This window comes from Enterovibrio norvegicus (assembly GCF_002876705.1).
GTDB classification, from domain to species: Bacteria; Pseudomonadota; Gammaproteobacteria; order Enterobacterales; family Vibrionaceae; genus Enterovibrio; species Enterovibrio norvegicus_B.
This window is the reverse complement of record NZ_MDAG01000046.1, coordinates 23,587-50,075: the sequence shown is the minus strand read 5'-3', so window position 1 is coordinate 50,075 and position 26,489 is coordinate 23,587. Positions and strand designations below refer to the sequence as shown.

Here is a 26,489-nt window from a genome sequence, read left to right as displayed (position 1 = left end):
AATCCTTGTAAATCAAAATGGAAAAAAGACGGGGATCAATCCCAGCACCAACGCGGAATACACCAACGACAACGGCAAGCCAATGCGAAGGTAATCAGTCAGTTGATAATTACCCACACTGTAGACCAGAAGATTCGTTTGGTAACCATATGGCGAAATAAAGCTCGCGCTCGCACCAAATAATACCGCCATGATAAAAGGCATCGGATCCACGCCATAGCCTAATGCCAAGCTATAACCGATCGGAAATGCCAGTGCTGCGGCGGCGTTATTGGTAACAAGTTCCGTCAGCACTAAGGTGAGGAGATAGGTCGCAATTAATGCGCCATAGACACCCCAACCATTAAATAAATAGATAAACAAATCGCCCATTCGGGCTGACATACCTGTTTCAATCATCAACTGCGCCAAACTCAAGGCACTGCCAACAATCACGACAATTTCAGCAGGAAAACGGCGTTGTACCTCGCCTAAATTGACCACACCCGTGAGCAGTAACACCATCAAGTATGCCGCAAGTCCATTAAGCAAAGGTACCCATTCCAACAGCGCAGAACCGATGACAGTGGCAAAGCCTGCTAGCACCCAAGCACTCATGGCACCATCAAGGCGCGCACTTGAATCAAGGCCATTCACCAACACGAATTCACGTTCGAGTTGTTTTTTCTGAGCCACAAAACCTTTACCTGGCACAATCACCAAGGTGTCACCAGCAAGCAATGTGATGTTGCCTAGCCCACCTTCAAGCTTCTCATGTCCGCGGCGAATTGCGACCACCACAGCATCAAAATTTTCACGGAATTTTGCTTCTTTAAGGGTTTTTCCTAAAATCGAAGCACTGTGGCTAACCACCACTTCCAACAGATTCTGTCCATTGATGTGGTGCTGACCAAAGAGCGCCAACCCTTCAATTTCTTGCAAGGTCGCGACACTTTCTACGTCACCACAAAACTGCAGTTTATCGCCTTCTTTTAGCACCATGTCTGGGCAAACTGGCGCAATCAATTCACCATCGCGTACCACTTCCGCCAAATACAAACGACGCAGTGCACGAAGGTCATTGTCTGATACGGTTCGACCAGCAAGTGGCGAGCCAGGTTCTATCGCCGCTTCCAACACATACGGCAAATCATCTTCACTTTGGTCATCATAGTCAGGCAATAGATAACAAAATGGGATAAGCACGAGCAAGCCGCCCGCGAGAACGGCAAGGCCAATGGCGGAAGGTGCAAAGAAACCGAGACTAGGTAGCCCTGCGCTTTCCACAAAGCTATTGATGATGAGGTTGGTAGAGGTACCGATAAGCGTAAGGGTGCCGCCAAGAATCGCCGCGTACGACAGGGGGATAAGAAGACGCGACGGCGCATGGCGACGATTTCGTTTTACAGCGCCAATCAAGGACACGACAACCGCCGTATTGTTGGTAAAAGAGCTCAGTACTGCCGTAGAAAGCCCAAGCTTAGCCACAACAGTGCCCAGTCGACCACTGGCAAGTTGTCCACTCACCCAACTCACGAGGCGCGTTTTCTCAAGCGCGGCGGAAGAAAGAATAAGCAATACCAAGGTCAGCAGGGAGCTGTTGGTGAAGTTCCCTGCTAATGCCTCGATTTTCACCAGTCCAGATTGAAACGCAATGAATGCTGCACCAGCGAATAAAATGGCAGGTTTGATTTTGGTAAACACCAACCCTGCCACAATAGCCAGCAACAGACCTGATACCAGAGACTGATCCCAGCTCATGGGAATTACCCCAACAACTTACTGATATCGCGCGCATTCCAATGTGGGAAATGCTTACGAACCAGCGCATTGAACTCAACTTCAAACGCCGAGATGTCAGTACCTTGAACAGCCGATGCTTGATCATCAAGTAGCTCACTGATCATGCCCGCGCCCACAGTAACGTTCGTCAGACGATCGATCACGATGAAGCCACCAGTATCCGCGCACTCTTGATACAGATCGAGTGACACAGACTCCGTCAGTTCCACTTCACACTCTGCAATGCCGTTAAGGGCAAGGCTGTCAGTGTTAAAAGTATCCAGCGAATTGATGTCGACTTGGTGGCGGATTTTGCTCACCGAACCCACGGTTTTCTTGCCCGCCACTTTGATGTCATATTGACGACCAATTTCTAACGGAGATTCATCCATCCACACAATGCTTGCCGCCAGTTTGCTGGTCGCTTTGTGCGTTTCAGCAACAGGGACAATCAAATCGCCGCGGCTGCAATCAATCTCATCTTTCAATGTGATGGTCACCGCTTGACCTGCATGGGCAAATTCAAGGTCACCATCGAAAGTAACGATGCGATCAACCGTTGAGGTTTTGCCTGATGGCAATACTTTCACTTCATCACCAGGACGAATAGAACCACCAGCAATCGTGCCTGAGAAGCCACGGAAATCGAGGTTTGGACGGTTCACATACTGCACAGGCAGACGGAACGGACCTTTATCTTTGTCGCTGCTTACGTCCACGGTTTCCAACATGGTCAGAAGCGTATCGCCTTCATACCATGGAGATTGCGCGCTGCGCTCAACCACGTTGTCGCCTTCAAGGGCAGACAAAGGCACAAGCTGAATATTGATGTTACGGTTCAGCTTCTTAGCAAACTCCAAGTACTCCGCTTTGATTTCTTCAAAGCGTGACTCTTCAAAGCCCACCAAATCCATTTTGTTCACCGCAACAATGAACTGGCGAATACCCAGTTGGCTCGCGATGTAGGAATGACGACGGGTCTGATCCAACACGCCTTTACGCGCATCAATCAAGATCACCGCCAGATCACAGGTCGATGCACCGGTTGCCATGTTACGGGTGTACTGCTCATGCCCTGGGGTATCAGCAATAATGAATTTACGTGGACGCGTTGAGAAGTAACGATACGCAACGTCGATCGTGATCCCTTGCTCGCGCTCTGCTTGCAGGCCATCAACCAGCAATGCCAGATCGGGTTTCTCGCCCGTCGTACCGACTTTTTGACTGTCGGAATGGATTGCCGCAAGTTGATCTTCATAAATCTGGTGTGAATCGTGGAGCAAGCGGCCGATAAGGGTACTTTTACCATCATCCACCGAACCACAGGTTAGGAAACGCAACAGGGATTTATGCTGATGCTGATCCAGATACGCTTCAATGCCTAGCTCGGCAACTTGTTGTTCAATTACGCTGTTCATGCTTAATCCCTTAGAAATATCCCTGACGTTTCTTCAATTCCATTGAGCCGGACTGGTCGTGGTCAATGGCGCGGCCTTGGCGCTCACTTGAGGTCGCCACCAGCATTTCTTCAATGATGCCCGGCAAGGTATCTGCCGTGGATTCAACCGCACCCGTCAGTGGATAACAGCCAAGTGTTCTAAAACGCACACTCTTGTATTCAACTTTCTCGCCTTCGCGCAATTCCATGCGGTCGTCATCGACCATGATCAGCATGCCGTCACGCTCGACCACTGGGCGAATTTCTGACAAATACAGCGGCACAATGTCGATGCCTTCTAGGTAGATGTATTGCCAGATATCAAGCTCGGTCCAGTTCGACAGAGGGAAAACACGGATGCTTTCGCCTTTGTTCACTTGGCCGTTGTAGGTGTGCCAAAGTTCAGGACGTTGGTTTTTCGGATCCCAACGGTGGTTCTTATCGCGGAAGCTATAAACGCGCTCTTTTGCACGGCTCTTTTCTTCGTCACGACGTGCACCGCCGAATGCTGCATCAAACCCATATTTGTCGAGCGCTTGCTTCAGACCTTGGGTTTTCATGATGTCAGTGTGCTTTGAAGAACCATGCACGAACGGGCTACAACCCATTGCGATGCCTTCAGGGTTTTGGTGAACCAGCAGTTCAAAACCATGTTCTTTCGCGGCACGATCACGAAACTCAATCATTTCTTTGAATTTCCAATCCGTGTCAACGTGAAGCAATGGGAACGGAATTTTGCCCGGATAAAACGCCTTGCGCGCAAGGTGAAGCATCACGGAGCTGTCTTTCCCGATGGAATACATCATCACGGGATTATCAAATTCCGCCGCCACTTCACGAATGATATGGATACTTTCTGCCTCAAGCTGCTTGAGGTGGGTAAGGGTCTTGGCTTCCATTCTTTGATATTTCCTTAGCCTAAATTAACCACGGCTGGAGCGTGAATATCACCCGCCGTATTGAAGGATTGCTTTCCAAACCAGTTCAACTGATCAGCAAGCTGTACAACTTCGCCGACAACAATCAATGCAGGAGATCCCACACCTTCGGCCAACGTCGACAACTCGCCCAATGTACCTGTATAGATTTTTTGATTGGTACGTGTTCCGTTCTCTATGATTGCAACGGGCGTCTGAGGGTCACGCCCATGTTGAATTAATTGCTCTTGAATATGAGCGCTTTTCATCAAACCCATATAAATCACCAAGGTTTGACGACCACGCGCCAGTGTTGACCAGCGGAAGCTGTCGTCTTCTTTTTTAAGGTGACCTGTAATGAACATCGCCGTTTGAGCATGATCGCGATGTGTAAGAGGAATGCCGGCATACGCCGTTGCGCCTGCAGCGGCGGTAATGCCGGGCACCACTTGAAATGGCACACCCGCTTCTTGAAGCACTTGAAGTTCTTCACCACCACGACCAAACATGAAAGGATCGCCGCCTTTCAAACGCACCACGCGATGTCCCTTTTGGGCATACTTCACCAACATGTCATTGGTCTCTTCCTGAGACACACTGTGATAGCTTGCACGTTTGCCGACACAAATAAGCTCAGCATCACGACGGCAAAGCTCCATGATTTCGTCAGACACCAAGTAGTCATAAAGCACCACGTCCGCTTGCTGCATCAATTGCAGGGCGCGCAGTGTCAACAAGCCTGGGTCACCAGGGCCTGCACCAATCAGTGCCACTTCGCCTTGTAGCGACACACCCGTCGTCAGTTTTTCCAGCTCGGCTTTGGCACCGTCTTCGTCACCTGCCGCCACTAGCGAGCTAAAGCGACCATCAAACGCCATTTCCCAGAACTTTCTGCGTCCGTTCAGGGTGGTGACTTTCTTTTTCAAGGTGTCACGAAACTCGCCGGCAAGCTTTGCCATGCGACCAACATGAGAAGGAATAAGGGTTTCAAGTTTTTCGCGTAACAAACGCGCTAAGACAGGGGATTTACCCGCAGAAGAAATCGCAATCACAATCGGGCTGCGATCAACAATAGAAGGAACAATGAAACTGCATTTCGGCGTGTCATCCACCACATTGGCAAGAATGTTTCGCGCATTTGCCGCTTGCGACACCAGTTCATTCACGAGTGGATTATCAGTCGCTGCAATCACCAAGAACATGGATTTTAAATGCTCAGGCGAGAAGCCTTCTTGCACCCAAACCAACTCACCACGTTTTGCCGCTTCGACCACTTCAGGATCAGCGTCGGGAGAGACAACGGTAACCGCTGCGCCGGTTTTCATCAGCATGCGCGTTTTGCGCCATGCGACTTCGCCGCCACCAACCACTAAACACGGTCGGCCTTCCAGCTTCGCAAAAATCGGCAAGTAATCCATAGTGAGCGTCCTTTCAATCCTTTAGACGTCACTATAAAGAGTTGCTGATATTACTTGAAATTCTAAAATTTCATTTTTTATAACATTTTGGTTATTTGACACCTTTCTCAAGCCTAAAACAGGGCATGTGATGAGATCACAAATTTCACGCTTCGCAGTGCGCAAAGCGTGAGCAGCATTGAGATTAATTGAAAATCGAGATCACACTAATCGATGAAATGTAACCTATCGCGGTGCCTACTATGCACAATATGACCACATCCACTTTTTGCATAAAAAAGTAGGTAATGCCCCTTTGTCGTAGATCCTCAGGAGACACACATGACACTTTCACCTCGACCACTCTCGATAGCTGTTCTATCTGGCCTGCTAGTGATGGCAAGCCCAGCGATGGCAGAGACCATCAAGCTGCGCATCATCGAAACCACCGACATTCACACCAATGTGATGGATTACGATTACTACAAAGACAAGCCAAGTGAGAAAATCGGGTTGGTCCGCACTGCCACCTTGGTGAAAAAAGCGCAAAACGAAGTGAAAAACAGTGTCCTCGTGGATAACGGAGATCTGATTCAAGGCAGCCCAATGGGCGATTACATGGCCGCTAAAGGCATGGAAAAAGGTGACATTCACCCTGTTTACAAAGCCATGAATCAGCTTAACTACGACGTGGGCAACATTGGCAACCATGAATTCAACTACGGCCTCGACTTCCTCGACCGTACCCTTGAGGGCGCAAACTTCCCGTACGTGTCGGCAAATGTCTTCGATGCCAATACGGGCAAATCCTACTTCACGCCTTACATCATCAAAGAACACACCATGACAGACACCGATGGCAAAGCGCATCTGGTGAAAGTGGGTTATATCGGTTTCGTGCCACCACAAATCATGGTGTGGGATAAGAAAAACCTAGACGGTAAAGTGATTGCGAAAGACATCAAAGCCACCGCAGACAAGCTGGTGCCTGAGATGAAAGCCAAGGGCGCAGACGTGATTGTTGCCATCCCGCACTCAGGCTTGTCGCAAGACGAATATAAAGCCATGGCAGAAAACTCGGTCTACTACCTCGCCGACGTTGAAGGTATTGATGCCATTGCATTCGGTCACTCTCATGCCGTTTTCCCGGGCAAAGGCTTTGATGACATTCAAGGCGTCGACAACAAAAAAGGCACCATCAAAGGCGTCGCGGCCGTCATGCCGGGCCGTTGGGGTAGCCATGTCGGCATCATGGATCTTCAGCTCGATAAGCAAGGCGATGATTGGGCAGTCACGCCAGTACAAACTGAATCTCGCCCGATCTTTGATGGCGAATCAATCGCACAAGCCGATCCTGCAATGCGTAAGGCGCTAGAACACGATCACAATGCCACCCGTGAGTTCGTCAACCAGCCAATTGGCCAAGCCAATGACGTAATGTACAGCTTCTTGTCGCTCGTACAGGATGATCCAACGGTTCAGATCGTTAACCTTGCACAGAAAGATTACGTTGAGCGCTTCATTCAGGGCGATCCGGATCTTGAAGGCATTCCTGTTCTTTCTGCCGCAGCCCCGTTTAAAGCCGGTGGCCGTAAAAACGATCCCGGTAACTACACCGAAGTTGAAGCCGGCGAGCTCACTTTCCGTAACGCCGCAGACCTTTATCTTTACCCGAACACCTTGGTCACACTCAAAGTGACCGGTAAAGAAGTGAAAGAATGGCTGGAGTGCAGCGCCGGGCAATTCAACCAAATCGACCCTTCATCTACGGCGCAGCAATCGCTGATCAACTGGGACGGTTTCCGCACGTATAACTTTGATGTCATTGACGGCGTAAACTACCAGATCGATGTCACCCAACCTGCTCGCTACGACAGCGATTGTAATCTGGTTAACCCAGAGGCAGAGCGCATCAAACAGCTGACCTTTAACGGCAAGCCTGTACAAACCAGCCAACCCTTCTTGGTGGCGGCGAACAACTACCGCGCATACTTGGGCAAATTCCCAGGAACAGGCAACGATTTCATTGCCTTTGCCTCGCCAGATGAAAACCGCACTGTGGTAGCAAACTACATCAGCAGCGTGACCAAGAAAAAAGGGGAAGTCACACCAACGGCCGACAACAACTGGACCTTCGCGCCGATTAAAACTGACGCCAAACTCGATGTCGTTTTTGAAACCTCGCCAAGCGACAAAGCGGCACAGTTCATCAAAGCCAAAGGGCATTATCCGATGGAAAAAGTCGGCAATGATGATGTTGGCTTTGCCCAATACCGCATTGATTTAAAGAAATAATTAACAGCCTGTTAATTCAATGTTTCATTAGTGAAAATTGTTGAATTTAGTACAAAAAAACCGCGGCCTACGCCGCGGTTTTTTATTATCTTATCAAGCAGTTTTGGGTGAAATGGACTAATTTTTGGTGACATAGACGAATAAAGATAAAGGCGTGTTTACCTTTCTTGTTTACCCGAGCATGACGTTTCCTAGACAACCATGACGTTCCATACACAACCACGGCGCTCTATAAACAAAAAAGGTAAGCGCGTTATCGCCCAAGATTTTTAATAATTAGTAGGAAAATAAAACCATGCAATGGATAACCTTGACCTTTCGTCAGTTGTCTACGCGGCAGCTGTACGATTTACTTCGATTACGTACCAATGTGTTCGTGGTTGAACAAAACTGTGCATACCCCGAGCTCGACGGCCACGACCTGCATCCTGAAACCCGACATGTGCTCGGGTATCGAGATGACAAGATGACCGCCTACGCCCGCCTCTTACCGGCAGGTCTCACCTACCCTGAAATGAGCATAGGGCGCATTGTAACGGCGCATACAGAACGCGGAAATGGCTGTGGCAGCGAACTGGTGAAACACGCACTACGCCAAGCACAAGAGGTGTGGCCGAATGCGCCAATAACCATCGGGGCGCAATACCATTTACGTAAGTTTTACCGTCAACACGGCTTTGAAGAAATTTCGGAAGAGTATTTGGAAGACGGCATTCCACACATTGATATGCGCAGAGTAGGCATTACCACCCCAGCATAAGATCAGCCGCGCAGCCCTTAGCGCTTGAACGCAACGCATTCACCGACAAACATCAGGGCATGAAGATTTTCATGCCCTGATTTTCTTCGCGTCCCATGTGAGCTGTTGCGACTTGCCCGCTATTTACGACGCGCAAAACTACCATCAGACAATCGAAAGAAGATCACCGACGTGTCTTTCGAGACCTCAATCTGGATCATGTCTAATTCACCTTGGCTATCACGCTTAAAGCGCAGCAACTGCCCAGGCTGAATGCGGCTCAACGGTTTGTCATCCCCTTCAATCGAAGAGATTGCGTAGAGGTCAGGCAAAGGCAGGTCTTGCTGTCTGAATATATTCGACAAGGTATCACCCCGCGCCACTTCGTAATTCACCCAATCCGTATTCACGTTTTGTGGTGTATTGGCATTTCGCTGTGACACCGTTTGGGTTGACACCACCTCTGAACCATTTTGGTTAAACCCGTCATCTTCAGCAGGGTCTTGGTTTTCAAACGTCAGCGGTAACGCAACACGCTCACCATTCGCCGTGGTTTCTGGCACCACAGCGGTATCATCACTGGATGGCCACAGTAAAAGCACCACAAGGAGCCCTGCAAGCGCAGACACGCCAATGCGGTGTGGTTTTGGCAACGCATCCCAATAGGGCGTTACACGGGCAAAATAAGGTTTAATTGTCGCCATTGCTTTTTCAATGGCCGCCTTGACAGCGTCACCCATAGGCGGTGTTGCTGCTTGTCCCTTTTCGCGTTTTCCTTTCAGGGTCATAACCTCTCCCAATCTTCCCATCGGGTAATGAAGGAATCTGTTTATCTATCAATGATTCATTATGAATGCGTCTTACCCGAGCCGCATAAACTAGCGTGGGTATGTCAGCGAAATGTCAGCCGCTAAAAGCTTCGCGCATCATCCGTGTCGATTGGCTAACATTTGTACTTTCCAGCATCTTTAATGAGGAATCAACCTAAAGCTAAATTTGTCCGATCCAACCTGCTCCTGTATCCTTCCAACACTTTATACCCAAACTACATTCAGATGTAGTTTGGGTATAAACCCACAAACGAAAGAGAAATGACATGTCTGATGTAAAATTGGAGACCGTAGAGCAAAAAGCAAGCTACGGCATCGGCCTACAAATGGGTCAACAACTAGCAGGTAGCGGCCTTGAAGGTCTAAACGTTGACGCAATCGCGAAAGGTATCGCAACCGCTCTAGCGGGTGACATGCCAGAAATCGAAATCGACGACATCAACAACGCACTGCGTGAACTGCACACTCAAGCAGAAGCGGTACGCCTAGAAGCGTCGAAAGCAGCAGCGGCAGACGGCGAAGCTTTCCTAGCAGAAAACGCGAAGCGTGACGAAGTGACTGTGACTGATTCAGGTCTTCAGTTCGAAGTGCTTGTTGAAGGTACTGGCGAAATCCCTACCAGCGACAAGCAAGTACGTGTTCACTACCACGGTATGCTGACTGACGGCACTGTGTTCGACAGCTCTGTAGAGCGCGGTCAACCAGCTGAATTCCCAGTGACTGGCGTAATCCAAGGTTGGGTTGAAGCACTTCAAATGATGCCTGTTGGTTCTAAGTGGAAACTGTCTATTCCACAAGACCTAGCATACGGCGAGCGCGGCGCAGGTGCTGCTATCCCTCCGTTTGCTGCTCTAGTATTCGAAGTAGAGCTACTAGACATCCTGTAATTCACAGGTGTGTAGAAGACAAAAAGCCAGCGCTCTCGCTGGCTTTTTTTGTTTAGGCCAAATCAACGCTAGAGATCATTCGATGCCTGTCTGCGATTCAATTCTTCAAGCATGATTTCATCGTCCCACGGCAGATGATCGGAGAAGTGATCGGACAAGAAATCCACAAACAGTCTCACCTTGGCCGACAGGTTTCGGTTAAACGGATACACAGCCCATACCGCGGAATCAGGGCCTTTGTAATCCGCCAGCACTTCTACCAACTCGCCCAGTTGGATTTTCGGTCGCACATAATAATCAGGCAACTGTGCCAACCCCATCCCGCGTAAAGCGGCATCCAACACCGCACTGCCACTGTTGCCATGCCAGCGCCCTTTCACCTTCAATTGGGTTGCTTCACCCTTATCCTGAAAACTCCACGCCTCTGCAGACCCAACCAAGCAATTATGATTGGCCAAATCCGCCAACACTTTAGGCTCACCAAACTCCTTGATGTAATCCGGTGACGCGCACACATACAGTTGTCGCGGCGCTAATCGCCTTGCCATTAAGGTGCTGTCTTTGAGCATGCCAGTACGAATCGCGAGGTCATAACCGTCATGCACCATGTCGACAATGTCATTGGAAAAATGCAATTCGACACTGAGCTTAGGGTGCGCTTGGATAAACTCGTTCGCCAGCGGCGCTATGTACTTTTCGCCGAAAATAGAAGGTGCCGTGATTTTGAGCAAGCCAAGTGGCTCGGTCTGCATTTGCGTCACCAAGGCTTCTGCATCGCAAAACTCCTCGATCAAGGAATTACAATGCTCGAAGTAGACTTTGCCTACCTCGGTTAAGGTGATTTGACGGGTAGTGCGATAAAGCAATCGCGTGCTTAGCCGGCTTTCCAACGCATCAATTCGACGACTGACGTGCGACGTGGACACACCCAACTTGCGCGCTGCGGCTGTAAAACTACCACTGTTGACGACCTCAACAAATTCTTCAACACCGCTCCAACGGTTCATCTTTGCCCCACTGAAAAAAAGTTTACTTGTGGCTGCAACAATAAAGTCCGCCCAGTGACGGTCTGATTGTTATCCTAATGTTAATCCAAATTGGATAGCTCTCTGCCACGTTCCTACTAAGGTAGGAGACTTATTGGATGAAAGTAGTATGAAGCATCGTGGAAAGTGTCGAGCATTTTGCTCCGACTGCGCGATATTGCTTTGTTTTTGCGCCATGAATATCAGTGCAGAGACAAACTCATCGCCCGTCATAGAACCCAATGATTACCGAACCGAGCACTATCGCGCCCCCGTGCCGACCACTTTGCTCGGCGCATCGGTCATTAATGCGCCCGATGAACTTCATGCCTTTATCGAACGAAAAACGCCGCGCCTGATTGATGTCTACCCCGCGCCAAATAAACCCGAAGGATTGGTCAAAAACACCCTGTGGATTGAGCCCACCCGCGACACCTTACCCAACACCTACTGGTTGGCGAATGTCGGTCACGGTATCGTCCCGGATGATCTGGTGGCGCTGCTAAAAGCCCACCTACCAATAGACGACACGCCCATTGTGATTTTCTGCGAACCAAGCTGCTGGCACTCGTGGAATGCCAGTAAACGCGCGCTTGAATTGGGAGCAATCCATGTCTATTGGTATCGCGCAGGCGTCAAAGGTTGGAAAGATGCGGGCTATCCGCTAGAAACCATTGAACCCATTCGTCCGTCAATGCGTCATCCATGAACACATCACGAATGAACACGTTCACGCGCATCACCGCTCTGCTCGCCCTGCTAAGCTTTCCTTTTGGCGTACTGGCCAATGCGCCGACAACACTGGTTTTTGACGAAATCGCACCGGGCGTGCATGTGCATCAAGGAAGAATCGACGACCTTTTCACGACGCCATTTGGCCCTGTCGCCAACGTGACATTTATTGTGGGAGAAACGTCCGTCGCCCTGATTGATTCAGGCGGAAGCCGACGTGCAGGAGAGATGATATATACGGCGATCCGAGCCGTGACGTCGCTACCTATTCGTTATGTCATCAATACCCATGTTCACCCCGATCACAACTTCGGCAATCAGGCCTTTCTGTCTGAGAAACCCGAATTTGTCGCCCATTTCCGTTACCCCGGCGATTTCGCAGCAAAAACAGCTTATTACCTTCAACGCCTCAACACACCGTGGTTTGAAGGCACAACGCCCGTTGCGGCAACCTTGTTGATCGACACAAGCACGCAATTCGATCTTGGTAATCGACGCATCACACTCACGCCACACGATCGCGCCCATACACGCCACGATCTCTCCGTGTTCGACGAACAAACACAAACATTGATCGCCGGCGATCTGCTATTTGTTGAGCACATTCCAACGTTAGACGGCAACCTGATCGGGTGGCTGAAAGTGATGGATGAACTCGATCAACTGCCCTATCAACGCGTCGTTCCCGGCCATGGCGCAGTACAACTAAGAACCACCTTTTCAGAGCGAAGTGCCTTTGCTCATCAACGTCACTACCTTGAATCTCTCACCGCGTCGGTTCGAGGCGCCATTCATCAACACATTGATATCAATACTGCCAGCAACACCTTAATGAAAGATCACGCGAAGCAATGGGCGTTGTTCGATGCTTTCCATCCGAGAAACGTCATTCAAGCCTACAAGGAGTTGGAATGGGAGTAACAGGAGAAGCACACCATGAAATCAATCATCGCACGCCAACCTAACACGTCGAAGCAACGTGTAAATTTCAAATACATTGCGATAGCAGGTTTGTTGGCCTTGCTGCCATTCACGGTCAACGCAACAGCCAAAAGCGTGGAAGATAGCCCCAATTGGCTCACCATTCGTGACAGCCTGTTCCCCGACACTGCGATTGCACAAGATGCCTTAATCACGCTCGAAACCCCCGCTCGCGCGCAAGATGCCGCTATCGTGCCATTGAGCATCAAAGTGAACGTTCAGCAAGATGACCCCAACCCGATTGAGAAGATCTTTCTTGTGGTCGATAACAACCCATCGCCGATTGTGGGCATCTTTGACATGACCCCCAACAGCGGCATTGCCAATTTGTCGACGCGTGTTCGCGTCAATGCTTACAGCCCTGTCAGAGTCATTGCGCGAACCGCGGATGGTTCGCTACACATGGCAGCAAACTTTGTAAAAGCGTCTGGGGGATGCTCCGCGCCTGCGGGGGCTGATGACATGTTGGCCCGCCAACGTATGGGCAAAATGAAACTGAAAGACTTAGGGCAGGACGGTTCACGGGCACTGCAATTGTTGATCAGTCACCCAAACTACAGCGGGTTGCAAATGGACCAACTCACGCGGCACTGGATCCCATCAGATTATGTCAGCGACGTGAACATCACGTTAGAGGGCGAGCCTGTATTGCGCTTCAACGGCGGTATTTCCATTAGCGAGAATCCAACCTTTACCTTTCATGTCGACGAAGGAAAGAAGGGCAAACTGAAAGCTGACGTAAAAGACTCAACAGGGCGATCGTTTTCGAGTGAGTGGGATATTTAGCGGCGTTACTGACATCCGCACCACCGCGCAATTTTCATTACACAAGGATCGTCCGTGAAGGTGGTCTTTGGGTCTTGAAAGTTGCGCACCCTCTCAATTGGCAACACACAGTGACAAAGAAAAATACCGCTATTTATCTGATGGTTAAATACCCTTTCTCGTCATGCGGACATTGTTGCTCGAGAACAAAAGTGTTGTGCATCTTTGCCCCTCACACAACCTCAAATGCTGCCATAAACTCTAATCACCGACGCAAATGAAGCAGGGCGTTTCAACACTCGCCTGTCTGTTTAGTCGGAACCGAATGGCATTAAGGTGCAATGCTGAAACGCGAACCCGCATCGTTGTAGACCGCCTAACGCTTCTTTCAACGCTTTCCCCTTGAAGCAAATAGAAGACGCGGCAAGTCAAAAAAGAGCGCCCCACAACCCGCGGATTGCGATGTCCCTACATTCAAAACAAGGCCGACAAGTGAAAAGACATCCAAAGATTTGGTGCGTTGAACTCACACGCTGTCGCGGAGGAAGTTACTATGAAAGGTGCACAACGGTCGTTTAGTCGCGGGTTAGCGATAGCGGCACTCTCCCTGCCCATGCTGTTTTCAGCAACATCGCAGGCAAATGATGAGCTACTCAAGCTTCAAGATGATCCCAACCAATGGGTGATGTGGGGTGCGAATTACGCAGGTACACGTTACAGCTCGCTCGATCAAATCAACGCAAAAAATGCCAAAGACCTACAGGTAGCATGGACCTTTTCAACAGGGGTTCTGCGGGGGCATGAAGGTGGCCCATTGGTGATTGGTAACACCATGTATATCCACACGCCATTCCCGAACAAAGTGTTTGCGATTGACATGGATAAGCAAGCGCTTCGTTGGTCGTATGAACCGAAGCAAGACTCATCCGTTATCGCCGTCATGTGTTGTGACACGGTTAACCGCGGTCTCGCTTATTCAGACGGAAAAATTTTCCTGCAACAAGCAGATACCACCCTGGTCGCGTTAGATGAAAAAACAGGCGACGTGGTTTGGAAAGTCGTGAATGGCGATCCAAAGCTGGGTGCGACCAATACCAATGCACCATTGATTGTGAAAGACACCATCATCACAGGGATCAGTGGTGGTGAATTTGGTGTGCGCGGGTATCTCACCGCCTACAAGGTGAAAGATGGCAGCGTGGCGTGGCGTGCATACAGCACAGGCCCTGACGACGAAATGCTGGTCGACCCTGAAAAAACCACCGCCATGCTCAAACCCATAGGCAAAGACTCAAGCCTAGAATCATGGGAAGGCGACCAATGGAAAATTGGTGGCGGTACCACATGGGGCTGGTTTACTTACGATCCAGAGCTCAATCTGATTTACTACGGAACGGGTAACCCAAGTACGTGGAACCCTTCTCAACGGCCCGGTGACAACAAGTACTCCATGACCATCATGGCGCGTGATGCCGACACGGGTATGGCGAAATGGCTATACCAAATGACACCGCACGATGAGTGGGATTATGACGGCGTCAACGAGATGATCCTTGTTGATAAAAAATTCAAAGGCAAAGACCGAAAACTCCTCGTTCACTTTGACCGAAATGGCTTTGGTTACACGCTCGATCGTGTGACAGGTGAGCTATTGGTGGCAGAGAAGTTTGACCCTGCCGTGAACTGGGCAACCCATGTGGACATGGAAACCGGACGCCCTCAAGTTGTCGCCAAATACTCTACGGGTCAAAACGGTGAAGATGTCGATACTGAAGGGATTTGTCCTGCCGCATTGGGTTCAAAAGACCAACAGCCTGCTACCTACAGTGAACGCACGGGCTTGTTCTACGTGCCAACCAACCACGTTTGCATGAACTATGAACCGTTCGAAGTTTCCTACACCGCCGGTCAGCCTTATGTGGGGGCCACCCTTTCCATGTTCCCTGCACCAAACAGCCATGGCGGTTTGGGTAACTTCATCGCATGGGACGCTGAAAAAGGTGAAATTGTCTGGTCTATCCCTGAGCGATTTTCTGTATGGAGTGGGGCGCTTGCAACGGGTGGCGGCGTCGTGTTCTACGGCACACTGGAAGGCTACCTCAAAGCCGTCGATGAAAAGACAGGCAAAGAGCTTTACCGCTTTAAAACGCCGTCCGGCATCATCGGCAACGTCAATACCTACATGCACAACGGTAAACAATACCTCGCCGTACTCTCAGGCGTAGGGGGTTGGGCCGGTATTGGTATGGCTGCAGGTCTTGAAGGCGACACCGATGGGCTCGGTGCAGTAGGCGCATATCGCCAATTGTCTGACTACACCCAGTTAGGTGGCGTATTAACTGTCTTTGCTTTACCTGAAAGCTAAAAAGAAAAAGGGGAGTGAATACTCCCCTTTTCGCTTTTCGCTTTTCGCTTTTCACTTTTCGTCTCGAGATTCGAAAAAGCGTCCACAACCCGCGACTAAGGCATAACCAAAAGGAATCCGCATGGCTAAACGACTTTTTTGGGTAATTTTGTTTTGGGGATTCGTCTCCGTCAGTCAAGCCGCAGAACATGAAGTTCGCGCAGTGGGTGTGAAATTCGCTCCCATGTTCATCATTATCGAGCCCGGCGACAACGTTTCCTGGGTCAACATGCCTGCTCATATGATTGAGACCATTGATGCGATGGTGCCTGAGGGCACGGAAAAAATCATGACGGAGTTGGGCGTTGATGTGAATTTCACGTTCGATCTTGAAGGAATTTACGTTTACAAGTGCACACCGCATTGGGGAGCACGCATGGGTGGCGTCATGCTGGTCGGTAATCCAAGCGATATCGAAGGAACGATCGATGCTTACCTCGCAGAAATTCAAAAAGATAAGTCTCTACTGCCTGCAAAAGGACTGCTGAAGAAATTCAAAAAGCATCTCCAAAAGCAGGGAGTCATATAACGCCAAGACGATCAGGAGGCAACATATGACACGTTTTACTCCATCAATCAGCATTATGTTCATTCTCGCGCTTTTCGGCTTATCGCCGTCAGCCAGCGCCAATGATTTCCCAACGCTTGAGCGTGTGAAATATGTGCAGGAATGCATGTCACTCAATGGCGGACCGACTTACGTCAACATGTACGGATGCAGTTGCGTACTCGACAAAATCGCCGCACAAATGAGTTACGACGACTTCGTTCATGCTGATGCATTTGCACGTTTACGTAACATGCGAGGAGAACGTGGCGGGTATTTTCGCTCCTCGAAAGACAGCCGTTCCGCCAGAAAAGAACTCACCACATTACGCGATGACGCGATGCAGCAATGCTTCGTGACACAGCAAATCACCTTGAACCAGTAGGGGGCTCGCATGACACGTTTATTGTCTCTTTTTTCCGCGATTATGCTGCTGGTATCTTCGGTATCATGGGCTGGCGAACCCGCCTTCCCTTCCCCCCTTCCCGATAAGTTGAGGGTCTGCGCCGATCCCAACAACCTACCCTACTCCAACAAAGATCAACAAGGGTTTGAGAATAAAATCGCAGAGCAACTTGCGCAGTATTTTCACCTCGATGTGGAATATGTCTGGTTTCCACAACGGATGGGGTTCATTCGCAATACGTTGAAGAATTACTCCGATGAATCGGGGCGTTTCGCTTGCGATCTTGTGATTGGCGTACCAACACAATTCGATATCGCAGCCACAACCAAACCGTATTATCGATCCTCCTATTCGATCATCTTTAAAAAAGACGGCCCACTGGGCGCGGCGGCAACACAACACGATGTTGCCACATTGCCTGATAGCGTGAAGCAGTCGCTGAATGTCGCGGCTTTCGCACCTTCTCCCGCCGTCACCTGGCTCAGAGACAACGGCTTTAAAGGAAACACATCATTTTTCCGCATCATGAACGGCGATGCAGAAGATTACCCAGGGAAGATGGTAAACCGTGTTGCAGACGGTGAATTTGACATGTTAGTGATCTGGGGGCCGATTGCAGGGTACTTTGCTAAATCCAACCCCGATCTTGCGGTGATCTCCATGACATCAGAAGGCGGCAATGTCTTTGATTTCCCTATTTCTATGGGCGTGAGATACGGCGAGCGGCCTTGGAAGAAAACGGTCGAAATGGCCATGGAAGCCAACGCCCCAGAAATCGCGATGATCCTCAACGATTATGGCGTCCCTGTTGTTGAAGCATCGTCAGCCCCTCTAGGTGGCGATGATGATGATTAAACGTGCGTAGAAATAAGCACAATGAGATGCCATTTGTCGTGAAAAAGACGGTAAGTGGCATCAAACCTTTCCTCATCATGGCGCTCATTGCACTATTATTGGGCTGGATCCCCATTGGTTTTGCGCAAGTTGCAGTATTGGATTTTGAACTGAAAGACATGACGCTTTCCCCACCACAAAATCAGACATCACGCTCAAGCGACTCCCCTATTAACATCAAAGAAATCAACCGAACAGCCACGCTTGCTCCTTTGCTGAAAGACGCACTCGCGCAAAGCGACAACCCTATGATCACGCCTGTTTCGCCACATTTGTATCTCGAAGCACAAAAAGGGATTGGCTATCTTTTTGAACGCCCACAGGCGGCCGCAAAGTTAGGGAAGAAACTTAACGCGGAATGGATCATCGTAAGCCGCCTTCACAAACCAAGCCACCTGTTTGCGTATCTTATTAGTCGCGTTGTTCATGTTCCGACGGCGGAGCCAATGCCAGAGATCATTATTGAGATCAAAGGCCAGCAAGATCGCATTAGTCAGCGGGGAATTAACAAGCTGGCTCAGCGCATCCAATCACAGATGAATCTGACAAGGTAAACACAAAACAAACAGCAACGCGGCAAGATCTCCATACGATTAGTTGATAGAGTGAATAACAAGGATCTCAACACGGGTTGGCTTTTTCATGAAAAAAATCATACGCACACTATTTATCGGTTTGTTTGCCGCCATGAGTTTAATGGCTTGTAGCGCGGATATTGGCCGTGAAATGGCAGAGCAAGATTGCAGTAAAATTCGCAATAACGCAGATCGAGACCAGTGCTATCGAGACGTCGAAAAAACGTTTGAGAACTATTAAAAGCAGGCCATTTCATGTGCCATCAGACATAAAAAATGACACCCGAAGGTGTCATTCTTGTATTCAATGAAGCGGGACTAACTGATATTAGATACCGCCGCCGTCACTCACATCTTCGTGCAAGCCACATTCACGCTTGAGGCCGAAGAAACGCGTTTCTTCTTCTGTCATGCCTTCTTCAAGTTTACGCGTGGTGTGGACATCGCCCACCGACACATAGCCTTGATCCCACAATGGGTGGTATGGCAAGCCATGCTCTTTCAGGTAGTAATGCACGTCTTTGTTGGTCCAGTCGATCACTGGTAAGAACTTGAACACACCATTTTGAATACCAAGAATTGGCAAGGTTTGGCGAGAGCTTGCTTGGTCTCGGCGCAGGCCAGAGAACCACGTGCTCACGTTCAATTCATCCAATGCGCGACGCATCGGCTCAACTTTGTTTAGACGGTTATATTGTTGAATGCCTTCAACACCTTGCTCCCACAATTTGCCATATTGTGCTTCCTGCCATGCCGAGCTCTGCTCTGCACGGTACACACGTAAATCCAATGACAACTGCTTCGTCAAATCATCAATAAATTGATAGGTTTCAGGAAACAAGTAACCCGTGTCCGTCAGAATAATGGGAGTGTCGGGTTTCGCTTGAGTCACCAAATGCAGCATGACGGCTGCCTGAATACCAAAGCTAGATGAGAGGGCGAATTCGCCCTCCAAATTCTCCAATGCCCACTGAACTCGCTCCTGTGCTGACAGGCTTTCCAGTTCAGCGTTGATGGGTGCTAGCTCTAGGATTTGCTGCGCCTTGTTCAGGCCTAGCAAATCGGACAATTGAAATTTAGGCATAGAAATCCCTCTTGGAGACAATCACTTCTGCAATCACGCCAACACGAATGACGAAATCACCGAAGCCCTCACCGTCGTTACGCTCTGTCGCCCAACGACCGACTAATGTGTCGATCTCTTCGAGGATTTGCGCATCGGTGATGTTCTCTTTAAACATCTTAGGCACGCGCGTTCCTTCACGGTTGCCACCTAAGTGTAAGTTATAGCGACCTGGGGCTTTACCCACCAAACCGATTTCCGCCAGCATCGCGCGGCCACAGCCATTCGGACAGCCCGTAACACGCAAGATGATGTGCTCATCTTCCAAGTCGTGTTTTTCCAAAATGTCTTCAACGTCTGTCACAAACTGTGGCAAGAAACGCTCAGCTTCCGCCATGGCCAGAGGACACGTTGGGAAAGCCACACACGCCATAGAGTTTTTGCGTTGCTCACTCACGCCATCGTCAATCAATCCGTACTCGCGTGCGATCTTTTCGATCTTCGCTTTGTTGGATTTCGATACGCCAGCGACGATCAAGTTTTGGTTTGCTGTCATGCGGAAGTCACCTTTGTGGATCTTCGCAATTTCAGCCACACCGCTTTTCAGAGGCTTACCAGGGTAGTCCAAAAGACGACCGTTTTCGATGAACAGCGCCAAGTGGTGCTTGCCATCAATGCCTTCCACCCAACCGATGCGATCGCCACGGTCAGTAAATTCATATGGGCGAACCGCTTCAAACGTAATGCCTGCGCGTTTTTCCACTTCCGCTTTGAACACGTCAGTGCCGACGCGATCAAGGGTGTACTTGGTCTTCGCATTCTTACGGTTTGAACGATTACCCCAATCGCGTTGTGTGGTCACAACCGCTGCAGCAACGTCCAAGGTTTTATCGAGTGCAACAAAGCCCAAATCATCGGCTTTACGCGGGTAGGTTGCCGTATCGCCGTGGGTCATTGCGAGGCCACCACCGACCAATACGTTAAAGCCTACCAGCTTGCCGTTATCGGCAATCGCGACGAAGTTCAAATCGTTCGCGTGAACATCAACGTCGTTTTGCGGCGGAATAACCACCGTGGTTTTAAATTTACGTGGCAGGTAGTTAGAACCCAGAATCGGCTCTTCGTCTTGATGACCTTCTACCTTCTCACCGTCTAACCAAATTTCCGCATAAGCACGTGTTTTTGGTAGCAGGTGTTCACTGATTTTCTTCGCCCACTCGTAGGCTTCTTGGTGCAATTCAGACTCAACCGGGTTAGTGGTACACAACACGTTACGGTTCACGTCACCAGCGGTTGCAATCGAATCAATACCAATTTTGTTCAACGTTTGGTGCATCAATTTGATGTTCGGCTTCAACACGCCGTGGAACTGAAATGTTTGGCGCGTCGTCAGACGAATACTGCCGTACATGGTGTGGTCAGTCGCAAACTTATCAATCGCCAACCATTGCTCTGGCGAGATGATGCCACCGGGCATACGTGCACGCAGCATGACGTTTTGCAGCGGCTCAAGCTTTTGCTTTTGACGCTCAGCACGAATATCACGATCATCTTGCTGGTACATGCCATGGAAACGGATCAGCTGGAAATTGTCTGCTGTGAATCCACCCGTCACACGGTCTTTCAGATCTTTCTCAATCGTACCGCGCAGGAAATTACTTTCTCTTTTAAGGCGCTCATTGTCCGCTAGTGGGCCAAGCTCTGTACCCAACTCAACTTTCTTGTCACTCATTAATACACATCCTTTTGATAGCGCTTGGCCTTACGCAGTTCATTCAAGTAGCTTTCTGCGTCTTCTCGGCTTTTGCCGCCTTGTTGCTCAACAACCGTAATCAATGCTTCATGGACATCCTTCGCCATGTGGGTCGCGTCGCCACAGATGTAAAGGTATGCACCTTCTTGTAGCCACTGCCAAACCGCTGAAGCTTGCTCAAGGATTTTATGCTGAACGTACTCTTTCTCAGCTTGATCTCGGCTAAAGGCAAGGTCGATATTGGTCAACAAACCGTCTTTTAGGAATTTCTGCCACTCTACTTGGTAGAGGAAATCTTGCGTGAAGGTACGGTCGCCAAAGAACAACCAGTTTTTCCCTTCCGCGCCACGCGCATCACGCTCTTGCATGAAAGCACGGAATGGTGCGATACCCGTGCCTGGGCCAACCATGATAAGTGGCGCATTGTCATCGGCTGGCAACTTGAAGTTATTGTTGTGCTCGATGAACACTTTTACCGATTCTGCTTCTTCCGCACGGTGTGCAAGGAAGCTTGATGCACCGCCAAAGCGGGTGTTATCACCGTTTTGGAATTCCACCAAACCGACCGTCAAGTGAACTTCTTCACCCACATCTTCTTGGCTTGATGCAATAGAATACAAACGCGGCGTCAGCTTACGCAGCAGACCGACTAACTGCTCAGCAGTCAGCTTGGTTTTTTTCTCGCCAAACACATCAACCACTTGGGTGTTGTTGGCATACTGGCGAAGCTTGTCTTTGTCTTCTGCCAGTTTTTGAAGCTTCTTGCTGCCAGAAAGCTCAGCGTATGCTGCCACTTGTTGTGGGTTCGCTGACGTAATTTCAAACTTATCTGTCAAAGCTTTACGAAGCGACAATGACTCACCAGCAACATCCACCGCTTCATCACCCGTCAGAGCGACTTTCGCCAAGATCTCATCAACAAGCTCTGCACCGTTGCTGTAGTAAACGCCCAACGCGTCACCCGGCTGGTATGTCAGACCGGATTCGCCCAAGTCAATCTCGATGTGGCGAACGTCTTTGCCTGAATCACGGCCCGTGATTTTTTGGTTTGCCACAACTTCCGCAGCATACGGGTTTTGCTTGTTGTAAGCAGACACAGCGGCTGCAGATTCAACACCGTGGATAGGCACAACCACTTCGTGAGCATCGCTGCTCAGTGCTTCTTTTACCTTGCCCAGGATGTCAGTGCTCCAGCTTGCCGCTTCGGCATCGTAATCCACATCACAATCAAGGCGAGGAACGATCGCTTTCGCGCCCTGCTTAGACAGGAAAGCATCAAAGTCTTTACCGGTTTGGCAGAAAAACTCGTAGCTTGAGTCACCCAAACCAAGCACCGCGTATTGCAGGTTATCCAGCTTCGGGGCTTTCTTAGACTGAAGGAATTCATGCAGCGAAATGGCATTATCAGGCGGCTCGCCTTCACCATTGGTCGACGCGACAATGATCAAGTGGGTTTCTTTTGCGATATCACGCGGCTTGTAGTCGTCCGCCGAGAAAAGAGAAACCGTCACACCGTCTGCTTTCGCTTGCGTTTCCAACGCTTCAGCAACGCCTTTGGCGTTACCTGTTTGAGAGGCATAAATGATCGTTAGCTTACCCGCAGGTTTCGCTGCAGTCGCTACCGCTTGTGCAAGAGGTTGAGGGTTGCTTGCCGCAGCGGCTGGTGTCTGGCTCAAACCCCAGAAGTAACCGCTGATCCACGCCATCTGTTGTGGCGATAGCTCTGCCACGGCCTGCTGAAGCTGACCGATCTGTTGGTCATTAAGCGGGCTTGCCAGTGCAGAAAGTTCCTTGAGTAACATGTCACGACATTCCTTTTTTATTTCGTGAGCATAGATTAGCCATTCGCCGTAATAACTAAAAATAATAGAAATGCATGTTTTATAACTTTGGGTTTGAATATCCTGCAAATTCGGTCAGAAACTGTGACATAGAGTATGTGAACCGACCTAAAAAGGATGGCGCTTGAGAGAAACGCGTGAGGTTTTAAGGTGAGAAAAACCACAGCCAGAGTAAAGACTGCAGTTATGGTTACATTGAAGGTCTAAGGCAGTGTTTCAGCGTTCAAAACGGAAAGACAAAAGAGGCTGACCAACTGGCATAGACCGGATCACATGTCGACGATACGTACCTGATGAAAGCCCACTTCCAAGGCATTTTCTGTCGCCATATCAACGTCGCCGAAGCATTGTTCTACGCCATTTCCATCGGTTAATGGCACAAGCCCACCGCGGGCATGGCGAAATTCGACAATCCAGCCATCGCTCGACAGCGACGGTTCGATCATGGCTTCCACCAGCATTTCTTGACTGTAGAGGGAACGTAGTTCTGATTTTGTCATTGGCTCTTCCTGCTTTTTTCAATGCTTAGGGTTACGCGATTAACCACATGCATCGTCTGGTAAAAGCATAGTCGTCAGCACGGCGATGTGCCACGGCGAGCACTATCGTTTGTGAGACAGAAACGGGGGATGCAATTGTCCTGTGCCCTCGCCTTTTTCGCCATTGAGCAAATGCACCAAGGTGATTTTTAAGCGCATTGGCGACACCGGTTTGTGCTGCACCAAATACCCAAAATCCCGCGCTTGTTGCTGCAACGCTTCACTGCGGTTGGCTGTCACTATCACGGTTGGTACGGGCTGTAATCGCTGCGCATTAATGTATTGTGCCAAGGACAAGCCCGTCATTTCAGTATCGAGGTGGTAGTCCACAATCAAGAGTTCCACGGGAGCCTGCACCGTATCGCAACTGATTTGAAGCTCCTGCAACGAGCACGCCGTCATCACCTCGCAACCCCAGCGTTGCAGCAGTTCTTCCATGGCATGACAAATATTGGGATCGTTATCAATCACCCACACCCTTGCCCCCTGCAGTACGACACCCGCATCAGGGACCAAAGCTTCAATGCTACGAGGGCTGTAAGTACTTCGGTTTCCATACGGCACAAACACGGAAAAACGCGATCCACGGCTAGGGATAGAATCCACCGACACACCATGCCCTAGCACACCCGCGATCTTATCAACGATCGCAAGCCCCAAACCCAGTTGTGTATGGTGAAGTTCTTGATCCGCAGTGAGGCGTTTGAACTCTTGGAAGATCTCTTTCTTTTTGTCTTCCGGGATCCCAACGCCGGTGTCGAGCACTTCAATGCGAAGTCCATCTGTGCAGCGACGGCAGCCCAGCAAGATCTTCCCCGATACCGTGTAGCGCAGGGCGTTCGTCATCAGGTTACGAATGATCCGAGCCAGCAATTGTGAGTCGGTATACACGTACGCGGAGCAAGGCACGTATCGCACTTCAACAATGCTGCCTTCTGCGGCGTGGGAGAAATCATCGGCAATGTTGTCGAGCAAGTCGCTGATGGGGAAAGACTGCTTGTCGGCCCTGACCACGCCAGCATCCAGCTTGGATATCTCGACCAAGGTCGTGATCAATGACTCCACGTCTTGAAGCGAATGGGTGAGAGAATCCACCAGCTTTCTCGCCGCTGGGGACATGCGATGGCTGAGTAACGACCCTAAGTAAAGCTGCGCGGCATTGAGCGGCTGCAAAAGATCGTGACTGATCGCTGCGAGGAATTTAGTTTTGGATAAATTGGCATACTCGGCGTCTTTTTTGGTTTCAAGTAGCCGTTCTTGCATGACGCGCCTTTCTTCCACTTCGCCTTGCAGTTGATCGTTCAAGGTTTGCAGCTGTGCCGTGCGCTCTTGCACCCTCAGCTCCATGGTTTGATAGGCTTGTTCTAACGCCTCAGCACTGCGCCTGCGCTCAGTGATGTCCCAATTGAGCACGAAAAGCCCGGTGATATTGCCGGCGGAAGAGAGATTCGGTACATAGCTTTTCACCACATATCGTGTGTTGCCGCTGGCATTGTTCTCTTCGATTTCGAACATCACCGACTCACCCGATAAGGCGCGATCGAGGTAGGGTTTCAGTGCCGAGAATTTCGATTGGCTGCGCATGATCGAGATGTGTTTACCGATCAACTCACCACGCGGATAGCCATACCATTCATCGTAAGCACGGTTCGTGAATTGATAGTGAAGATCATCACCCACATAGGCGATCAAGGCGGGCACATTATCAGTGATCAAACGCAGCCATTGTTCTGTTTCTCTCAGTTCTTTTGCATCCAAATAACGCTGCGTGATGTCGGTGTACGTGTTGACGTAGCCTTCTTCTTCCATGGCATGGCTGCGCACTTCAATCACGCGACCGTCCGGTAACGTCTGAACCCGAATACCTTCTGGCGGATGCGCACCACCGCGCCCGATACGCTCTAAGGTGATAGGGCATCCTTCACGGATATCATCCAATCCTGCGCCTGAAAGGTGTTCCTGTGTCAGCCCTGAAATCACCACAAAGCGTTGATTGAAAACCTGAATATTTCCTTCTTTGCTGACCAACAGCACCCCTTGAGAAAGGTTGTCTACCATGTCTTGAAGCAAACGGCTTTTTTCCGCCATGGCCGCTTCAAAGCGTGCCGTTTCTGCTTGTTTAAGCTGGGTGATGTCGGAATACACCATCACCATGCCGCCATCACTGGTAAGACGCTCTTTGATTTGAAGCCAGCGATTGTCATTCAGTTTTAAAGTGTGGCCGTTGTTGGTGGTTTCTGGCTCACTCACGATCAACCCACGCTCATGAGCGAGTTCGCGGATCTTCTCTGGTGTCAGCGACGTGGTATCTAACGAGACCGCGTTATCTTTCCAGTAACGCTGAAAGCGGCTGTTGGAGTACACCAGTTCACGGTTCGGATCGTAGAGCGCAAAGCCATCAGAAATGGACTCAATGGCATCGATAAAACGCTGATGGGCTTGTTCTGCTTGCGATTTGGCTTGAGACAGCTGACGGTTGGTGGATTCGAGCGATTGAAGTGCATGGTTGAGTTCTTCGGTTTTATCGCGCACTTGATCGGCCAGCACCACGGAATGCTGGAAAGCGCCCCATGCATCCACTTGTGGGCTTCCCCCTTGCTCAACGCGATGCACTAAGGCTTCAATCATCTTTTTCTGACGCGCATTTTCTTCTTCTAACGCGGCAATACGTTGTTTGAGTTCCTTCTCGTTTTGACTCAA

Annotated in this window: 23 protein-coding genes; 12 read left to right on the top strand and 11 right to left on the bottom strand. The window is 49.9% G+C overall.

Going from position 1 to position 26,489, the window contains the following annotated elements; all coding sequences use genetic code 11:
* Positions 1-12 precede the first annotated feature (12 nt).
* From BCT27_RS18770 to cysG, 4 genes are read right to left on the bottom strand one after another with little or no spacing between them, the layout of a single operon-like run.
* On the bottom strand, positions 13-1,740 hold the full coding sequence (locus BCT27_RS18770) for an SLC13 family permease (protein ID WP_102316305.1): 1,728 nt from the start codon (positions 1,738-1,740) through the stop codon (positions 13-15).
* A 5-nt stretch (positions 1,741-1,745) separates the two neighbouring features.
* Complete coding sequence (gene cysN, locus BCT27_RS18765) at positions 1,746-3,179, bottom strand: sulfate adenylyltransferase subunit CysN (RefSeq protein ID WP_102396469.1); 1,434 nt, start codon at positions 3,177-3,179, stop codon at positions 1,746-1,748.
* Between the two features lie 10 nt (positions 3,180-3,189).
* Entirely contained in the window at positions 3,190-4,098 is a 909-nt protein-coding gene (gene cysD / locus BCT27_RS18760; protein ID WP_017011206.1) for a sulfate adenylyltransferase subunit CysD, read from the bottom strand.
* A gap of 14 nt (positions 4,099-4,112) precedes the next feature.
* The gene (gene cysG, locus BCT27_RS18755) at positions 4,113-5,534 is read right to left on the bottom strand and encodes a siroheme synthase CysG (protein ID WP_102396468.1); all 1,422 of its coding nucleotides are present in this window, start codon (positions 5,532-5,534) and stop codon (positions 4,113-4,115) included.
* A 321-nt stretch (positions 5,535-5,855) separates the two neighbouring features.
* On the opposite strand from cysG, the gene cpdB reads away from it, so the two are divergent.
* Together cpdB and BCT27_RS18745 are read left to right on the top strand one after the other, a co-directional pair.
* Positions 5,856-7,808, top strand: coding sequence for a 2',3'-cyclic-nucleotide 2'-phosphodiesterase (cpdB, locus tag BCT27_RS18750; RefSeq protein ID WP_102396467.1), 1,953 nt, complete (start codon positions 5,856-5,858; stop codon positions 7,806-7,808).
* A 295-nt stretch (positions 7,809-8,103) separates the two neighbouring features.
* The gene (locus BCT27_RS18745; protein WP_102396466.1) at positions 8,104-8,568 is read left to right on the top strand and encodes a GNAT family N-acetyltransferase; all 465 of its coding nucleotides are present in this window, start codon (positions 8,104-8,106) and stop codon (positions 8,566-8,568) included.
* Positions 8,569-8,687: 119 nt separating this feature from the next.
* On the opposite strand, the gene BCT27_RS18740 is transcribed toward BCT27_RS18745, so the two are convergent.
* The gene (locus BCT27_RS18740) at positions 8,688-9,335 is read right to left on the bottom strand and encodes a LysM-like peptidoglycan-binding domain-containing protein (RefSeq protein ID WP_102390497.1); all 648 of its coding nucleotides are present in this window, start codon (positions 9,333-9,335) and stop codon (positions 8,688-8,690) included.
* 308 nt (positions 9,336-9,643) lie between these two features.
* Here BCT27_RS18740 and BCT27_RS18735 point away from each other — a divergent pair, with 308 nt between their 5' ends.
* Positions 9,644-10,264, top strand: a complete 621-nt coding sequence (locus tag BCT27_RS18735) for a BamJ family beta-barrel-assembly machinery protein (RefSeq protein WP_017011211.1) — start codon at positions 9,644-9,646, stop codon at positions 10,262-10,264.
* A gap of 68 nt (positions 10,265-10,332) precedes the next feature.
* On the opposite strand, the gene BCT27_RS18730 is transcribed toward BCT27_RS18735, so the two are convergent.
* Positions 10,333-11,271 (bottom strand): LysR family transcriptional regulator, encoded by a 939-nt coding sequence (locus tag BCT27_RS18730; RefSeq protein ID WP_102396465.1) that lies wholly within the window; start codon positions 11,269-11,271, stop codon positions 10,333-10,335.
* 214 nt (positions 11,272-11,485) lie between these two features.
* On the opposite strand from BCT27_RS18730, the gene BCT27_RS18725 reads away from it, so the two are divergent.
* The 9 genes from BCT27_RS18725 (at position 11,486) to BCT27_RS25705 (ending at position 18,834) form a co-directional block, all read left to right on the top strand.
* Complete coding sequence (locus BCT27_RS18725; RefSeq protein ID WP_102316309.1) at positions 11,486-11,998, top strand: rhodanese-like domain-containing protein; 513 nt, start codon at positions 11,486-11,488, stop codon at positions 11,996-11,998.
* An 11-nt stretch (positions 11,999-12,009) separates the two neighbouring features.
* The gene (locus BCT27_RS18720) at positions 12,010-12,942 is read left to right on the top strand and encodes a quinoprotein relay system zinc metallohydrolase 2 (protein ID WP_102396501.1); all 933 of its coding nucleotides are present in this window, start codon (positions 12,010-12,012) and stop codon (positions 12,940-12,942) included.
* 15 nt (positions 12,943-12,957) lie between these two features.
* Positions 12,958-13,788, top strand: a complete 831-nt coding sequence (locus BCT27_RS18715) for a quinoprotein dehydrogenase-associated SoxYZ-like carrier (RefSeq protein WP_102396464.1) — start codon at positions 12,958-12,960, stop codon at positions 13,786-13,788.
* A gap of 532 nt (positions 13,789-14,320) precedes the next feature.
* Positions 14,321-16,132 carry a methanol/ethanol family PQQ-dependent dehydrogenase gene (locus BCT27_RS18710; protein WP_102396463.1) on the top strand — a complete coding sequence of 604 codons (1,812 nt, stop codon included), beginning with the start codon at positions 14,321-14,323 and terminating at the stop codon, positions 16,130-16,132.
* Between the two features lie 121 nt (positions 16,133-16,253).
* Entirely contained in the window at positions 16,254-16,700 is a 447-nt protein-coding gene (locus BCT27_RS18705) for a plastocyanin/azurin family copper-binding protein (protein ID WP_102396462.1), read from the top strand.
* A gap of 25 nt (positions 16,701-16,725) precedes the next feature.
* Positions 16,726-17,103, top strand: coding sequence for a hypothetical protein (locus tag BCT27_RS18700; RefSeq protein WP_102316313.1), 378 nt, complete (start codon positions 16,726-16,728; stop codon positions 17,101-17,103).
* Positions 17,104-17,112: 9 nt separating this feature from the next.
* Positions 17,113-17,979 carry a quinoprotein dehydrogenase-associated putative ABC transporter substrate-binding protein gene (locus BCT27_RS18695; RefSeq protein WP_102396461.1) on the top strand — a complete coding sequence of 289 codons (867 nt, stop codon included), beginning with the start codon at positions 17,113-17,115 and terminating at the stop codon, positions 17,977-17,979.
* A 38-nt stretch (positions 17,980-18,017) separates the two neighbouring features.
* The gene (locus BCT27_RS18690) at positions 18,018-18,572 is read left to right on the top strand and encodes a DUF2380 domain-containing protein (RefSeq protein ID WP_241908601.1); all 555 of its coding nucleotides are present in this window, start codon (positions 18,018-18,020) and stop codon (positions 18,570-18,572) included.
* A gap of 88 nt (positions 18,573-18,660) precedes the next feature.
* Complete coding sequence (locus tag BCT27_RS25705; RefSeq protein ID WP_198597589.1) at positions 18,661-18,834, top strand: hypothetical protein; 174 nt, start codon at positions 18,661-18,663, stop codon at positions 18,832-18,834.
* An 87-nt stretch (positions 18,835-18,921) separates the two neighbouring features.
* On the opposite strand, the gene BCT27_RS18685 is transcribed toward BCT27_RS25705, so the two are convergent.
* The 5 genes from BCT27_RS18685 to BCT27_RS18665 all read right to left on the bottom strand — a co-directional run bounded on the left by BCT27_RS18685 (position 18,922) and on the right by BCT27_RS18665 (position 26,489).
* The gene (locus BCT27_RS18685; protein ID WP_017011222.1) at positions 18,922-19,677 is read right to left on the bottom strand and encodes a phosphoadenylyl-sulfate reductase; all 756 of its coding nucleotides are present in this window, start codon (positions 19,675-19,677) and stop codon (positions 18,922-18,924) included.
* Positions 19,670-21,388, bottom strand: a complete 1,719-nt coding sequence (gene cysI / locus BCT27_RS18680) for an assimilatory sulfite reductase (NADPH) hemoprotein subunit (protein WP_017011223.1) — start codon at positions 21,386-21,388, stop codon at positions 19,670-19,672. The genes BCT27_RS18685 and cysI overlap by 8 nt, the downstream gene beginning before the upstream one ends.
* Complete coding sequence (locus BCT27_RS18675) at positions 21,388-23,211, bottom strand: assimilatory sulfite reductase (NADPH) flavoprotein subunit (protein WP_102396459.1); 1,824 nt, start codon at positions 23,209-23,211, stop codon at positions 21,388-21,390. The genes cysI and BCT27_RS18675 overlap by 1 nt, the downstream gene beginning before the upstream one ends.
* 308 nt (positions 23,212-23,519) lie before the next feature.
* Positions 23,520-23,750 carry a thymidylate kinase gene (locus BCT27_RS18670; protein WP_102316317.1) on the bottom strand — a complete coding sequence of 77 codons (231 nt, stop codon included), beginning with the start codon at positions 23,748-23,750 and terminating at the stop codon, positions 23,520-23,522.
* Between the two features lie 102 nt (positions 23,751-23,852).
* The gene (locus BCT27_RS18665; RefSeq protein ID WP_102396458.1) at positions 23,853-26,489 is read right to left on the bottom strand and encodes a hybrid sensor histidine kinase/response regulator; all 2,637 of its coding nucleotides are present in this window, start codon (positions 26,487-26,489) and stop codon (positions 23,853-23,855) included.

Excerpts from the sequence above, each read along its gene's own strand:
- BCT27_RS18770 (WP_102316305.1), bottom strand. The coding sequence starts at position 1,740 with ATGAGCTGGGATCAGTCTCTGGTATCAGGTCTGTTGCTGGCTATTGTG.
- cysN (WP_102396469.1), bottom strand. The coding sequence starts at position 3,179 with ATGAACAGCGTAATTGAACAACAAGTTGCCGAGCTAGGCATTGAAGCG.
- cysD (WP_017011206.1), bottom strand. The coding sequence starts at position 4,098 with ATGGAAGCCAAGACCCTTACCCACCTCAAGCAGCTTGAGGCAGAAAGT.
- cysG (WP_102396468.1), bottom strand. The coding sequence starts at position 5,534 with ATGGATTACTTGCCGATTTTTGCGAAGCTGGAAGGCCGACCGTGTTTA.
- cpdB (WP_102396467.1), top strand. The coding sequence starts at position 5,856 with ATGACACTTTCACCTCGACCACTCTCGATAGCTGTTCTATCTGGCCTG.
- BCT27_RS18745 (WP_102396466.1), top strand. The coding sequence starts at position 8,104 with ATGCAATGGATAACCTTGACCTTTCGTCAGTTGTCTACGCGGCAGCTG.
- BCT27_RS18740 (WP_102390497.1), bottom strand. The coding sequence starts at position 9,335 with ATGACCCTGAAAGGAAAACGCGAAAAGGGACAAGCAGCAACACCGCCT.
- BCT27_RS18735 (WP_017011211.1), top strand. The coding sequence starts at position 9,644 with ATGTCTGATGTAAAATTGGAGACCGTAGAGCAAAAAGCAAGCTACGGC.
- BCT27_RS18730 (WP_102396465.1), bottom strand. The coding sequence starts at position 11,271 with ATGAACCGTTGGAGCGGTGTTGAAGAATTTGTTGAGGTCGTCAACAGT.
- BCT27_RS18725 (WP_102316309.1), top strand. The coding sequence starts at position 11,486 with ATGAATATCAGTGCAGAGACAAACTCATCGCCCGTCATAGAACCCAAT.
- BCT27_RS18720 (WP_102396501.1), top strand. The coding sequence starts at position 12,010 with ATGAACACGTTCACGCGCATCACCGCTCTGCTCGCCCTGCTAAGCTTT.
- BCT27_RS18715 (WP_102396464.1), top strand. The coding sequence starts at position 12,958 with ATGAAATCAATCATCGCACGCCAACCTAACACGTCGAAGCAACGTGTA.
- BCT27_RS18710 (WP_102396463.1), top strand. The coding sequence starts at position 14,321 with ATGAAAGGTGCACAACGGTCGTTTAGTCGCGGGTTAGCGATAGCGGCA.
- BCT27_RS18705 (WP_102396462.1), top strand. The coding sequence starts at position 16,254 with ATGGCTAAACGACTTTTTTGGGTAATTTTGTTTTGGGGATTCGTCTCC.
- BCT27_RS18700 (WP_102316313.1), top strand. The coding sequence starts at position 16,726 with ATGACACGTTTTACTCCATCAATCAGCATTATGTTCATTCTCGCGCTT.
- BCT27_RS18695 (WP_102396461.1), top strand. The coding sequence starts at position 17,113 with ATGACACGTTTATTGTCTCTTTTTTCCGCGATTATGCTGCTGGTATCT.
- BCT27_RS25705 (WP_198597589.1), top strand. The coding sequence starts at position 18,661 with ATGAAAAAAATCATACGCACACTATTTATCGGTTTGTTTGCCGCCATG.
- BCT27_RS18685 (WP_017011222.1), bottom strand. The coding sequence starts at position 19,677 with ATGCCTAAATTTCAATTGTCCGATTTGCTAGGCCTGAACAAGGCGCAG.
- cysI (WP_017011223.1), bottom strand. The coding sequence starts at position 21,388 with ATGAGTGACAAGAAAGTTGAGTTGGGTACAGAGCTTGGCCCACTAGCG.
- BCT27_RS18675 (WP_102396459.1), bottom strand. The coding sequence starts at position 23,211 with ATGTTACTCAAGGAACTTTCTGCACTGGCAAGCCCGCTTAATGACCAA.
- BCT27_RS18670 (WP_102316317.1), bottom strand. The coding sequence starts at position 23,750 with ATGACAAAATCAGAACTACGTTCCCTCTACAGTCAAGAAATGCTGGTG.